The sequence below is a fragment of the Acidovorax sp. M14 genome, assembly GCF_049331375.1.
GTDB lineage: Bacteria > Pseudomonadota > Gammaproteobacteria > Burkholderiales > Burkholderiaceae_C > Acidovorax.
The window spans coordinates 1,716,479-1,729,778 of sequence record NZ_CP186263.1; the positions used below are offsets into that span (position 1 = coordinate 1,716,479).

Genomic DNA, 13,300 nt, shown 5'->3' on the forward strand with positions numbered 1-13,300 from the left:
TTGCGAAATCGCTGCGGCCTGCTCCCGATCGGACACTGCGAAGGAGAGGAAGCATTGCGCGCGCGGGGGCTGGGGCGCAGGGCGCGGTGGGCGCCTGCAGGCTATAGTGCCGTCGCCCCAGCGTGCTGGTTTTGCAGACATTCACACCCGCGTTTGCAACCCTTGCATGGGCTTCATCCCCCGGCTGCGAGCCGCTTGCAGGAGAGTTCCGTGTCCACGATATTTGGTGCCGTTCAGCCCGTTGCGCACGCATCTGCGAGAGGCATGGGGGCTTTGTACCGGACGGCCTTGCCATGGCTCGCTGTGGTGGCCATTTTGTGTACGGGCAACGTGCGCGCCGCAGACGAAAGCACCTCTGCGGAGCAGAAGGCACTGCTTGCAATACCCCCCGAGTTTCGGCATCCCGATTTTGTCTGGACCACTGCAGAAGGCGACTTGAACGGCGATGGCATCCCCGACCTGGCCCTGTTGCTGACAAAGCACAAAGGAGAAGACCAGCGAGAGGAGCGGTTGCTTGTCCTGACCGGGAGGGCGGATGGCAGCTATCAGGTGCTCTCAACGTCCGGCGAGTTCTGCCACCCCAGCAAGTTCTACAACCTGGAAATCAAGAACCATTCATTGTTCGTTCAGGCGGTCTACTACGCAGACGCCGCCCGGTTCTCGGGCTTCACGCTGCAGTTCCGCTACAACGCCAAGATCAAAGACCTGGAACACATCGGCGAGCAGCAGGACGACGAAGACTATTCCAGCAACGCCTCCCACCGCGTGAGCCTCAACTACCTGACCAACACCGCCATTCATTCGCGGCGTGCTGGCAAGAAGTACAAGGAGGCGAGAGGCCGGATCGTTGATGCTCCGGGTGTGCTGCCCTTGAACGGGTTTGTCTGCGAAGGCTATGGCATGACGGGTTCTTCGGTCTACCTGGATGAAAGTTTCAAGGTGCACAAGAAGGGCGGGACGCCGCCATGATGCGGAGCGGGTTCGTTGAAGGGGCCCGCAGCGTGGTCAGCATGACCGCCCCGCCTGGTTCGAAGCGCGGTGCTGCGGCCCGTTCACTGCCCATGTGAGACATCCGGCGTTTGACGCTCTGGCAAGAAGAGGCATTCCGACGGGGAGGTTTTTTGCTATTGAATTGGTAGCTATAAAGCCATAAATATCAGGCGGAAGAGGCCAAAATCTCTTGAGAAGTTTGGTCTTGAACCCCTTCCGCCACGCCCCTCACCCTCAGAACCGCGTCCGCAACGTCACCTGCACCGCGCGCGGCGAGCCTGGCAGGATCAGGTTGTCGTTGCTGCCGTGGCTTGATACGTAGTACTTGCGGTTGGCCAGGTTCTTGATGTTCACGTCCACATCCCACTGGCCCAGCGTGTACTGCAGGGCGGCGTCCACCGTGGTGTAGGCGGGCAGGGTGACCAGATTGGTGAGCGAGGTGAAGCGGGCGCCCACGTGGTTCACGCCGCCGCCCACGCGCAGGCCGTGGCCCAGGTCCTTCATGGCCCAGAGGAAGGCGGAGTTGCGAGGCGTGAGCGCGGGCACCTTGCCCTGGGCCGCGATGGCAGCGGTGGGTAACTGGGTGGAGGTGGTGGTGGCCAGCGACTTGGTCATGCGGCCGTCCAGCCAGGCGTAGCCTGCGCTCACGTCCCAGCGGCCGGGCAGGCGGCCGTTGGCGGTCAGTTCCAGCCCGTTGGTGCGCTGGGTGCCCACGTTGATCTGGCGCGAGGGGTTGGTCGGGTCGGTGTTCTTGATGTTGGTGCGCTCCAGGTTGAAGAGCGCGCCGGTCACGTTCATGCGGCCATCGAGCAGGTCGAGCTTAACGCCGATTTCCTTGTTCTCGGTGATCTCGGGCTCGGCGCCGGTGGTGTTGGCGGCGAGCGCAAAGGTCTCGGCCGAGGGCTGGAACGACTTGCTGTACGACACGTAGTACGACACGGTATCGCTGGGCTGCCACACCAGGCCCGCGCGGGGGCTGAACTTCTTGTCGGTGCGCGACAGTGTGCTCAGCTTGCGGTCGAACGTGGTTTCTTGCCCGAACACGTCGTAGCGTGCGCCCACCAGCGCCTTCCATTGGGGCGCGAGCGTGATCTGGTTTTGCCAGTACAGCGCGGCCGTGTCTTGCGTGGTGTGGCTGGGGATGGCGCTGTCGGCGTTGTAGCTGGCGGCCGGGATGGCCGGGGCGGGGCGGTTGCCGGGGTTGAGAATGGGCACGCGGTCCGCGCCGCCCGAGACGGACTCGGCGCGCTTCTTCTGCTGGCCCAGTTCCACGCCCATCAGCCACTCTTGCTTGAAGCCGCCGAGCTGGTTGCGCCAAGTCACATCCGTCTGGTTGAAGAAGCCTTTTTCGTCGCGCAGGATGAACGAGCGCGTGCGGCCCACGGTCATGTCCACGGGGTTGGTGGTGCCGCCGGGCAGGGTGTTGTAGCGGTCCAGCGTGTAGTCGTACAGGCGCGTGACGTTGCGCACCGACCAGTCGTCGTTGAAACGGTGGTTGAGTGTGGCCGCGAACGACTGCATGGTGCTGGTGGTGGTGTCGTCCTGCGCCGCGTTGCTGGAGCCGTAGTAGGTGCTGGCGGGCACATTGACTGGGCGACCATTCAGCGCGGGGATACCGAAGTCCGTGAGGCGCTTGTCGCGTGCGTTGGTGTACTGCAGCAGCAGGTCGGTCTGCGCGGCGAGCTTGAGCGCGAGCGAGGGCGCGAAGTTGTGGCGCTTGACGAACTGCTGGTCGCGGTAGCTGCCCGAGTCTTCCACGGCGGCATTGATGCGTAAGGCTGCGGTGTCGCTGATGCCCACATTCACGTCGGCCGTGGCGCGGCGGTAGTCGAAGTTGCCCAGGCCCAGCGACGCCTCGCCCGAGGTCTCGCTGAATTTCGGCTTCTTGGTCACGCGGTTGATCAGGCCGCCCGATGAACCGCGCCCGTACAGCACGGCGGCCGGGCCCTTGAGCACTTCCACGCGCTCGATGTCGGCCAGATCGCGGAAGTACAGCGCGTCGTCGCGCACGCCGTCCACAAACTGGTCGGCAATCGCGGTAAAGCCCCGGATCACCACCTGGTCGCGCTGCCCGTCGCCGTGGCTCATGGCCACGCCGGGCACGTTGCGCAGCGCGTCTTCCATCGAGCGCGCGCCCTGGTCGCGCAGCAGCTGCTCGGGCACCACGTTCACGGCCTGGGGCACGTCGCGCAGCGGCGCGCTGCCTTTGGTGGCCGAGGTGCTGGCGGCGGGCGAATAGCCGTCATCGTCGCTGGTGGACTGCACGGTGACCTCGCCCAGTGTCTGGGTGGGGGCTGCAGGCGCTGGGTTTTGCGCCAGCGCGGTGCCGCAGAAGGCGGCCAGCATGGCTCCAACCAGCGGGTGCAGGGCCTGGGGGTGGCTGAAGGAACGGTGGAGGGAGCGGTGTTGAGGTGCGTGCATGGGTTGTCCTTGGTGTGTGCGCAACGCGGTGGAAAACGGCTCCGCAGGCACCGGGCCTGGCGCGGGCCTTTGGGGCCGTCGCTGGGAGGGGTGCGGAGAGCGGGAGAAAAGGAAGCTGAGCAGGGCGGTGGATCAGAAGGAGCGACGAGCCCGCAGGGCCGCTGCATCCCTCGCCTTTACCACCCCCAGGCCCAGGCGCCGAGGCCGGCCACCAGGGCCATCCCTGCCAGCAGCGGTGTGCGCCGGGGCTGCCAGGTCACGGCGGCCGTCACGGCCACAGCGGCCACTGACAGGGCCACCGTCCATGCGGTCACGCCCAGCGAGGCAGGCACACCATCGGCGGGGTGTGCGGCCAGCCACAGCGACAGCAACAGCAGCAGCCATCCGGTCCTGCGCAGCTGTTGCAGACGGCGGGCCGCACCTTCGCGGCCTGTAGCGACTTCGTGGTGGCGGTCCATGCCCAGCGCAATGGCCGACCAGGCCGCAAAACACAGCAGAAAAGCGGACATGGTGCTCAGGCCCCCGACGTTGAAACAGACACATCGGGCGCAGCGGGCAAGGCTGCCGCTGGGGCCGCGCGGGGCGCCTTGGCCGCTGTGGTGGTGCCCCGGAGCAAACGGCCCGGGCGCAGGCGCCACGACAGCCAGCCCAGCAGCAGCCCGGTGGCCACGAAGGCCAGGTCCATGCTGGCCCACACCCACTCGCCTGCAGGCAGCGTGATGCCGAGGTGGGTGCGGGTGGTCAGGGCATTGATGACCGGCAGCAGCGCCCACACCAGCCCCGCAGCGCCCAGCGGCACCGACCAGCCCACGCGGCTGGGCCGCACCACGGCGCAGGCCAGCGCCCACAGCAAGGTCAGGCCCCAGGCGCTGAAGAACCAGGCCAGCTCCACATCCGCCCGGCCCTCCAAGTTCAGCGGGACCAGGCGGTTGGAGGCGATGTACACGCCACAGGCCAGCGGTAGGCCCGCCAGCGTGGCGATGTTGATGGCCGCCACCAGGCGCTCGCCAAATGGCGCCTTGGGTATTGCGGTATCGGCTGCGTTGGCAGCCCCTTTGCGGCTGGCCTGCATCTGCGACTTGGCGCTGCGCTTGACCGACCACAGCACCATGCCGGTCGCAATCATCAGGCTGCCCAGCAGCCCAAATCCAAACAGCGCCCAGCGCATGCCCACATCGGCAAACCGCGCCATGTGCAGGCCGTACAGCACGCCGTAGGTCTTGACGGCAGGGCCGGTGGCATCGGCCTGGTCCAGCCACTGGCCGGTGGGGGCATCAAACAGCAGGCGCGGCGGGCGGTATTGCAGGCGGTCGCCCTCGTGGCGGGTGACTTCGACCACGGCGCGGCCCTTGGCATCGCGGCGTGCCTGCACGCTGCCAATGCGCCCGCCGTCCCAGCGGGTGCGGGCCTCGGCCAGGATGGGCGGCAGGGCGATGGCGGGCAGGGGCTCCACCTTGTCGCCGGGGCCGCGCCGGGGGCGGCTTTCGGCCTTCTCGCCCTGCAGGTCGGCAAAGTACGCGTTGGAGTCCACGCCTTTCTCACCCTGGTAGGCCGTGGCAATGCCCGCAGGCATGTACAGCGTGTGGAAGATCATCAGCCCGCTGAAGGTGATCATCAAATAGAACGGCAGCACCAGCACGCCGGTGACGTTGTGCGCGTCCAGCCAGGCACGCTGCCCGCCCTTGGTGGGGCGGAAAGTAAAGAAGTCCTTGAAGATGCGGCGGTGCGTGATCACCCCCGAGATCAGCGCCACAAACATCAGCATGGTGGCCACGCCCACCACCCAGCGGCCCTGCAAGGTCCAGCGGCCCTTTTGCGCGGTGCGCAACTCGAAGTGAAAGCGGTAGAAGAAGTCGCCCCCCATGGTCTGGCGGGTGTCGATGGCCTCGCCGGTCTGCGGGTGCATGCGCAGCGTTTCGAAGCGGCCATTGCCCGTGTCGCGCCACAGGATGTTGACGGCCGGGTCGCGGTCGTCGGGCAGGTGCATGATCCATTGCGTGACGTTGGGCACCTTGCGCACCAGCGCGTCCAGGGCCTTCTGCGACGTCTGTGCCATCTGCGGGTCGGCAGCGTCCACCGGCTGCAGGCCGTGCATCTCGGGGCGCATCCACAGGTTGAACTCGTTTTTGAAGAACGACAGCGTGCCGGTGAGGAAGATCGCAAACAGCAGCCAGCCCAGGATCAGCCCCGCCCAGGTGTGCAGCCATGACATGGCCTGGCGAAAGCCCTCGCGGTCGTTGGGCGCCTTGGGTGGTTTGGCTTTGCAGGCTTGTTCAGAAGCGGTGCTTGCAGATGCCCGATCTACTGGCTGGCATGCAGGGGCCGTGATGCGGGTCATGCGGCGGCCCTCATCCATTGAGGTGCCGTGGCGCATGCGCCCAGCACCATTGCGGGCAGCAGCGTGCCACCCCACGCACCCCAGGCAGTGCGCGCATAAAAAGCCCAGCCTGCGGCGATGGCGTACACCACCCACGACAACATGGTGGCTGTGAGCACGGCTTCCACCCGTGGCATGCACTGCGCCAGCAGCAGCGACAGCGCCGCAGTGAAACCGGCGGCCAGCGCATAGCCACCCCCCACTGCGGCCACGGCACGCGAGGTGATGACCAGCCGGTAGCGTCCATCGACGCGAGTGGCCTTCATGGCTGCGAGACCATCGGTGCAGCGATTGGGCGATCAGGGGGTGACAGCGCCTCCAAGGGGTGGAGGCGGGCAGGGCTGCGCAGCATGGGCAAGGGCTCCAGTCGTGGGATGGGTGAACAAACCAAACGCTGGCTGTTGCCGGTGATGCGGGTCACCGGCTGGCTGGCTTCCAGGTGAAGTCATCGCCCTGCGGGAGCAGGCGCTTGCCTGCTCATGCGCACTGCAACGGGAGCCGGTGCGCAGGATGCGGCAGGGGATGATCGACCGCTATTTTAATGTGGTTGCAAATCATTCGCATTAACTAACAAAGAAACTGCGAGGTTTGATGTGCAGTTGCAACAGAGTGTGCGCAGTTCGCGCCAGCACGGGCGAAAAAAACGGGCCGAGGCCCGTTGGGAGGTCAGAGGGGGGCCATGTCGGGGTACCCCTTAGTCACTCATTGGCTCACTCGATCTCGCCCATCTGCGATTGCAGGTAATTTTGCAGGCCCACTTTGCCAATCAGGTCGATCTGGGTTTCGAGGAAGTCGATGTGCTCTTCGGTGTCGTCCAGGATCTTTTGCAGCAGGTCGCGCGACACATAGTCACGCACGCTTTCGCAGTGGGCAATGCCCTCCTTGATGGTGGCTTGGGCGCCCTGCTCGGCGCGCAGGTCGCAGGCCAGGATCTCCGGCACGTCTTCGCCCACCTGGATCTTGGCCAGGTCCTGAAGGTTGGGCAGGCCGTCCAGCGTAAAGATGCGGTCCATGAGCCAGTCGGCATGCTTCATCTCGCCGATGGATTCCGAATACTCCTTCTTGGCCAGCTTGTCGAAGCCCCAGTGCTTGAGCATGCGGTAGTGCAGAAAGTACTGGTTGATGGCCGTAAGTTCGTTCTTGAGCTGGGCCTGCAGATGGCCAATGACCTGTGCGTCACCTTTCATGGGGACTCCTTGTAATGTGTGAATTCGGCGCTGATTGTCGTGACCCGCATCCAGCAGCGCAAGGCAAGCCCCTGCTATGGCGTGCGGGCTGCGTGTGATGCTGAGAGGCGTTCGCGTTCACAGGCTGAGTTCCCCGTGGCGCACCAGGGTTGTCATGGGGAGGCCACAGTGGGAGTTGTATAGTAATTGACAATTGATTCAATGCAATCAATTAATTGGATTGATGGCTTGGAAATGCCTAAACTTCAGTCCTGTTCAGTCAACCAACCACTAAGGAAACAGCAATGTCCCTGATCAATACGCAAGTTCAGCCCTTCAAGACCACCGCTTTCGTCAACCGTGGCGGCAAGGGTGAATTCATCGAAGTGACCGAGCAGTCCCTCAAGGGCAAGTGGTCCGTGCTGATCTTCATGCCCGCAGCGTTCACCTTCAACTGCCCCACCGAAATCGAAGACGCTGCCGACAACTACGCTGAGTTCCAGAAGGCCGGTGCCGAGGTCTACATCGTGACGACCGACACCCACTTCTCGCACAAGGTGTGGCACGAAACTTCCGACGCCGTCGGCAAGGCCAAGTTCCCCCTGGTCGGCGACCCGACGCACCAGCTGACCAACGCCTTCGGCGTGCACATCCCTGAAGAAGGCCTGGCTCTGCGCGGTACGTTCGTGATCAACCCCGATGGCGTGATCAAGACAATGGAAATCCACTCCAACGAAATCGCCCGCGACGTGTCGGAAACCCTGCGCAAGCTGAAGGCTGCCCAGTTCACCGCCGCCAACCCTGGCCAAGTCTGCCCCGCCAAGTGGAAGGAAGGCGCCAAGACCCTGACGCCTTCGCTGGACCTGGTCGGCAAGATCTAATTCACGGCTCCCACAAAGCCGGACAGCGTCATGGCGCCAATGCGCCATGCCGTCCGGCTTTTTTACGCCCGGACGTTGATCGGCAGGCTTGAACTGCAGCCCTTTTGGCTTCAACCTCCCGTACACCACAACTCGAATTTCAAAGGACACCACCATGCTCGACGAACAACTCAAGACCCAACTCGCCGCCTACCTGGAGCGCGTGCAGCAGCCGTTTGAGCTGGTGGCTTCCCTGGACGACAGCGAGACTGCGCGCGACATGCGCGAGCTGCTGACGACCATCCAGTCGCTGCGCAGCGACAAGATCACCCTGCGCACCGACGGCAACGATGCGCGCAAGCCATCCTTCAGCCTGCAGCGCGTGGGCGCCAGCAACAGCTTGCGCTTTGCCGGCCTGCCGCTGGGCCACGAGTTCACCTCGCTGGTGCTGGCCCTGCTGTGGACGGGTGGTCACCCGCCCAAGGTGGAGCAGGACGTGATCGACTCCATCAAGGCGCTGGACGGAGACTTCAACTTCGAGGTCTACATGAGCCTGACCTGCCACAACTGCCCGGACGTGGTGCAGGCGCTGTCGCTCATGGCCATCGTCAACCCGAAGATCAAGACCACCGTGATCGAAGGCGGTGCCTTCCAGCAGGAGGTGACCGAGCGCGAAATCATGGCCGTGCCCATGGTGTTCCTCAATGGCCAGGTGTTCGGCTCCGGCCGCATGACCATTGAAGAAATCGTCGCCAAGCTCGACACCGGTGCTGCAGCCCGCGACGCCGCCAAGCTGTCTGCCAAGGACCCGTACGACGTGCTCATCGTCGGTGGTGGCCCCGCAGGTGCCGCAGCCGCCGTGTACGCCGCCCGCAAGGGCATCCGCACCGGCGTGGCTGCCGAGCGCTTTGGCGGCCAGGTGAATGACACGCTGGCCATCGAGAACTACATCTCGGTGCTCGAAACCGACGGCCCCAAGTTCGCCGCCGCGCTCGAAGCCCACACCCGTGCCTATGGCGTGGACATCATGAACCTGCAGCGCGCCGACAAGCTTATTCCTGCTGCGCAGCCCGGCGGCTTGATTGAAGTGCAGCTGGCCAACGGCGGCTCGCTCAAGGCCAAGACGGTGATCCTGTCCACCGGCGCCCGCTGGCGCAACGTGAACGTGCCCGGCGAAGCCGAGTACAAAAACAAGGGCGTGGCCTACTGCCCGCACTGCGACGGCCCGCTGTTCAAGGGCAAGCGCGTGTCGGTCATCGGCGGCGGCAACAGCGGTGTCGAAGCCGCGATCGACCTCGCTGGCGTGGTGGCCCACGTCACGCTCATCGAATTTGCGGACCAGCTCAAGGCCGACGCCGTGCTGGTCAACAAGCTTAAGAGCCTGCCCAACGTGACCATCCACACCAACGCCCAGACCACCGAAATCACTGGTGCCGACGGCAAGGTAAACGGCCTCAAGTACAAGGACCGTGCCACGAACGTGGAGCACACCGTGCAGCTCGAAGGCGTGTTCGTGCAGATCGGCCTGGTGCCCAACACCGAATGGCTTAAGGGCACGGTGGAGCTGTCGCGCTTCGGCGAAATCATTGTCGATGCGCACGGCCGCACCAACATCCCCGGCGTGTTTGCGGCGGGCGACTGCACCACAGTGCCGTTCAAGCAGATCGTGATTGCGGCGGGCGAGGGCTCCAAGGCAGCGCTGAGCGCGTTCGATCACCTGATCCGCACGCCCGTGGTGGCTGACGGTACCAAGGCGCAGGCTGCGCAGCCCGAGGCAGTTGCTGCTTGATGCCGCAGGGGGCGAGGGAGCGGATGCTGCTCTCGTCCCTGCAGGTGGTGCGGCCTGTGGGCCTTCGATCCTCCAAGGTCCTTTGACCCGGTCTGGGCGATCCGCTGTGTTTGCAGGGGTTCTACAAACCTCCCTAGAATCCGGCAGCCCATGCACCGCTTGCTGTTGATCTTTCTGTTGATGTTCATGCCGCTCCAGTCCATCTGGGCGGCTGCTTCGCCTTATTGCGGGCACGAAGCGGCACCGCAGGCCTCGCACTTTGGCCACCATGTGCACGATCACGTGGCCGATGAATCTCCTGCCCATCCCGCCAAGACGTCCACTGCCACCCCGGCGGACATGGACTGTCACGCCTGCCATGGGGCAGGTAGCGGTCTCGCGCACAGTCTCGGTGACCATGCCATCGTGGTGACTGCCGCCCGCCCGCCGGCCCAAGCGGCACCAGCTTGGCCGCCAGCTCCCCTTTCGCGCCCCGAACGCCCCAACTGGCCTGTCCTTGCCTGAGCGGCGAGGCGGGGGCTCTGGGCTGTCCCGTTTTCATTTGGATGTGGATTGAGACCTGCCTTGCGGGGCAGTCGCGACGCGTGCGCTGACGCCTGTGTGCGCTCTTGATCGTTTCTGACCACCATCGCGCCTCGCCGATTTCAACCTGTGGCCCTCCGGCCATTGCAGAGGAATCGGATGCAATCAACAAAACAACGACAACACACGCCCATCGCCGCATTGGTGGTGATGGGGCTGGGCTGGGCACTGCTGGGCAGTGCCGCAAACGCCCAGACCTCCCACCCCGGTACAGCCCCGCTCACGCTCCAGACCCTGTTTGAGCAGGCCTGGCAACGCCAGCCCGAAGCGCAATCTGCCGCCCTGCGGCGCGAGGCCGCGCAGGCCACACGCAGCGCGGCAGCGGCCTGGACGGCAGAGCCCGTGGCGCTGGAGCTGTCCACCCAAACCGACCGCCCCGGCAGCAACCAGGGCAGCCGCGAAGCCGAAGTGGGCCTGGCCCTGCCACTGTGGCTACCCGGCGAGCGCGCACGCAAGGCAGCCCTGGCCGACGCTGAACTGCAGGCGCTGAACAGCCGCCAGCGTGCCGCGCAGTTGCAACTGGCCGCCACCGTGCGCGAAGCCTGGTGGGCCGCACAGCGCGCGCAGGCCGACTGGGCGCTGGCGCAAGACCGGCTGAACAACGCCCAGCGCCTGGCTGCCGATGTGGCGCGCCGTGTGCGCGCGGGCGACCTGGCACGCGCCGACCAAGCCCAGGCCGACGGCGCCGTCGCCCAGGCCGAAGCCGCCCTGGCCGAGGCCCATGGCGCGCGCGACGCAGCGCAGGCGTCGCTGGCAGCTTGGGGCATCAAGGTCTTTCCTGACTTAGCGCTGGCCGACGCAGCCGAGCCCGAGCCCCCCGTGCCCGACGCCACCACGGCCGCTGCCCAGCACCCCGCCGCAGCCGACTGGCAGGATCAGGCCGAGGTGGCCCGCCGCGCCGCCGACCTGGCCGCCGTGCAGACCCGCGCCAACCCTGAGCTGACGGTGGCTGCCACCCGGGCGCGCGAGCAGGCGGGCGACCGCTACCAGCAGACCTTCACCGTGGGCCTGCGCGTGCCCCTGGGCGGGGGCGACCGGGCGCAGGCCAAGCAGGCCGCCGCCCGTGCCGAAGCCTTGGCCGCAGAAGTACGCGCTGCTGCCGAGCGCGACCGGCTGGCCGCCGACATCGCTGCCGCTGTGGCCCGCGTGAAGGCCACGCAGGCCCAGCGCGATGCGCTGGCACGCAACGCAGCGCTGGCGCAGGGCACACGCGGCTTTATCGACAAGGCCTTCCGCCTGGGCGAAGCCGACGGCCCCACGCGCCTGCGTGTGGAGCTGGAAGCCGCCCAGGCCGAACGCCAGTTGGCCCGCGCCAGCATCGACGCAGCGGCCGCCATCTCCCATTTGCGCCAGGCCCTGGGCCTGCTGCCGCAATGAACTTCCTGTGAATTTCGACCAATTTTTAAGACAACCATGACACTCTCTTCCGCTTTCTCCACACTGGGCCTGGCCCTGCTGCTGGGCTTGCTACCGCCGACAGCGCTGGCCGGTGCTGGCCACGACCATGGCGAAGCCCCCGCTGCCGCAGCGGGCACGGCCCTGCCGCGCTTTGCCGCCACCTCCGACCTGTTTGAACTGGTGGGCGTGCTTGACGGGCAAAAAATCGCGCTCTACCTGGACCACGCGGGCGACAACAGCCCCGTGAAAGACGCCCGGCTGGAGTTGGACATTGCTGGCACCAACGTGCCCGTCACCCGCGTGGCTGAGGGCGAGTTCCAGGCCACCCTGGCCGCCCCGCTGGCCGAGGGCGTGAGCCCCGTCACCGCCACCGTGGCCGCAGGCACCGACACCGACCTGCTCGCAGGCGAGATCGACCTGCACCCCGCCGCCCACACCGATGCCGCTCCCGCCGGGCTGGACCGCCGCACTGTGCTGATCGCAGGCGCCGTGGCCGCCGTGCTGCTGGCGCTGGTCGCCGTGTGGGGTTTGCGCCGGGGCCGTGCGGCCCGCATGGGCAACAACCAACGCGTGGGAGGTGCAGCATGAAGCGCTTCCACCCCATGCCCTCTTGGCTGGCCCTGCTGATGGCCACCGCGCTCAGCGCCCCCCTGCCAGCCCTGGCAGGTCTCGGCCACGACCATGGCGACGCGCCGCCCGCGCCCACCGGCAACGGCCCCAGCCGCCAGCCGGATGGCAGCGTGTTTCTGCCAAAGCCCGCGCAGCGCCAATTGGGCGTGCGCACCCTGGTGACTGCCGCCGGGCAGCATGCCAAGGCCTTTGAACTGGCGGGCACCGTGGTGATGGACCCCAACGCAGGCGGCAAGGTGCAGGCCGTGCTGGCCGGGCGGCTGGAGGCCGGGCCCAAGGGCCTGCCTGGCGTGGGCCAGGCCGTGCGCAAGGGCGAGGTGCTGGCCTATGTGGTGCCCACGGCGGGCGCCATTGATCGGTCCAACCAACTGGCCCAGCAGGCCGAGCTGCGCGCCGCCCGCGACCTGGCCGCACGGCGCGTGGCGCGCCTGCAAGAGCTGGCCGACACCGTGCCGCGCAAAGACATCGAAGCCGCCGAGAGCGAGCTGCACAGCCTCACCCAGCGCCTGGGCGCCGTGGGCGCGGGCCTGGCCACGCGCGATGCGCTGGTGGCGCCCGTGTCGGGCGTCATCGCTTCGGCCAACGCCGTGGCGGGGCAGGTGGTGGATGCGCGCGAACTGGTGTTTGAGGTGGTGGACCCATCGCGCCTGCGCATCGAGGCCCTGGCCTACGACCCCGCACAGGCCCAGAGCGTGGCCGGTGCCACGCTGGCCGTGGGCGGGCAGCGCGTGCCACTGCGCTTTGTGGGCGCGGCGCGCAGCCTGCGTGATCAGGCGCAGCCGCTGCAGTTTGCGGGTGACTCCACCGCGCTCGGAAATCTTGCCATCGGCCAGCCCGTGCGCGTGTTCGTGCAGTCCACCGACAAGGTCGATGGCGTGCAGGTGCCCGCTGCCGCGCTGCTGCGCAACCCGGCCAACCAGACCATCGTGTGGGTCAAGGAGTCGCCCGAGCGTTTTGCGCCACGGGTGGTCACGGCGGTGCCGCTGGATGGCACCTCGGTGGCCGTCACCTCAGGCCTGCAGCCCGGCGACCGCGTGGCCACGCAGGGCGCCACGCTCATCAACCAGGTCCGCTAAGGAGTCACCGC

At 66.5% G+C, this 13,300-nt stretch carries 11 protein-coding genes; 6 read left to right on the forward strand and 5 right to left on the reverse strand.

Features of this window, described 5'->3' with window-relative positions; genetic code table 11:
- Nucleotides 1–210 precede the first annotated feature (210 nt).
- Nucleotides 211–969, forward strand: a complete 759-nt coding sequence (locus tag ACOYR4_RS07970) for a hypothetical protein (RefSeq protein ID WP_422849176.1) — start codon at nucleotides 211–213, stop codon at nucleotides 967–969.
- Between the two features lie 255 nt (nucleotides 970–1,224).
- On the opposite strand, the gene ACOYR4_RS07975 is transcribed toward ACOYR4_RS07970, so the two are convergent.
- The 5 genes from ACOYR4_RS07975 to bfr form a co-directional block, all read right to left on the reverse strand.
- The gene (locus tag ACOYR4_RS07975; RefSeq protein WP_422849177.1) at nucleotides 1,225–3,411 is read right to left on the reverse strand and encodes a TonB-dependent receptor; all 2,187 of its coding nucleotides are present in this window, start codon (nucleotides 3,409–3,411) and stop codon (nucleotides 1,225–1,227) included.
- Between the two features lie 176 nt (nucleotides 3,412–3,587).
- Nucleotides 3,588–3,920: a DUF3325 domain-containing protein gene (locus ACOYR4_RS07980; protein WP_422849178.1), complete on the reverse strand. Its 333-nt coding sequence runs from the start codon at nucleotides 3,918–3,920 to the stop codon at nucleotides 3,588–3,590.
- Between the two features lie 5 nt (nucleotides 3,921–3,925).
- Nucleotides 3,926–5,749 (reverse strand): PepSY-associated TM helix domain-containing protein, encoded by a 1,824-nt coding sequence (locus ACOYR4_RS07985; RefSeq protein ID WP_422849179.1) that lies wholly within the window; start codon nucleotides 5,747–5,749, stop codon nucleotides 3,926–3,928.
- Nucleotides 5,746–6,054, reverse strand: a complete 309-nt coding sequence (locus tag ACOYR4_RS07990; RefSeq protein WP_422849180.1) for a DUF3649 domain-containing protein — start codon at nucleotides 6,052–6,054, stop codon at nucleotides 5,746–5,748. The genes ACOYR4_RS07985 and ACOYR4_RS07990 overlap by 4 nt, the downstream gene beginning before the upstream one ends.
- A gap of 444 nt (nucleotides 6,055–6,498) precedes the next feature.
- A complete protein-coding gene (bfr, locus tag ACOYR4_RS07995; RefSeq protein WP_015013372.1) occupies nucleotides 6,499–6,975 on the reverse strand; it encodes a bacterioferritin in 477 nt (158 codons plus the stop codon).
- Between the two features lie 284 nt (nucleotides 6,976–7,259).
- Here bfr and ahpC point away from each other — a divergent pair, with 284 nt between their 5' ends.
- From ahpC to ACOYR4_RS08020, 5 genes are all read left to right on the forward strand, one after another.
- Nucleotides 7,260–7,835: an alkyl hydroperoxide reductase subunit C gene (gene ahpC, locus ACOYR4_RS08000; protein WP_056061816.1), complete on the forward strand. Its 576-nt coding sequence runs from the start codon at nucleotides 7,260–7,262 to the stop codon at nucleotides 7,833–7,835.
- Nucleotides 7,836–7,989: 154 nt separating this feature from the next.
- The gene (gene ahpF, locus ACOYR4_RS08005; RefSeq protein ID WP_422849181.1) at nucleotides 7,990–9,603 is read left to right on the forward strand and encodes an alkyl hydroperoxide reductase subunit F; all 1,614 of its coding nucleotides are present in this window, start codon (nucleotides 7,990–7,992) and stop codon (nucleotides 9,601–9,603) included.
- 681 nt (nucleotides 9,604–10,284) lie between these two features.
- Nucleotides 10,285–11,562: a TolC family protein gene (locus tag ACOYR4_RS08010; protein ID WP_422849182.1), complete on the forward strand. Its 1,278-nt coding sequence runs from the start codon at nucleotides 10,285–10,287 to the stop codon at nucleotides 11,560–11,562.
- Between the two features lie 36 nt (nucleotides 11,563–11,598).
- Complete coding sequence (locus tag ACOYR4_RS08015; protein WP_422849183.1) at nucleotides 11,599–12,171, forward strand: hypothetical protein; 573 nt, start codon at nucleotides 11,599–11,601, stop codon at nucleotides 12,169–12,171.
- Nucleotides 12,168–13,289, forward strand: coding sequence for an efflux RND transporter periplasmic adaptor subunit (locus tag ACOYR4_RS08020; RefSeq protein ID WP_422849184.1), 1,122 nt, complete (start codon nucleotides 12,168–12,170; stop codon nucleotides 13,287–13,289). The genes ACOYR4_RS08015 and ACOYR4_RS08020 overlap by 4 nt, the downstream gene beginning before the upstream one ends.
- Nucleotides 13,290–13,300 lie beyond the last annotated feature (11 nt).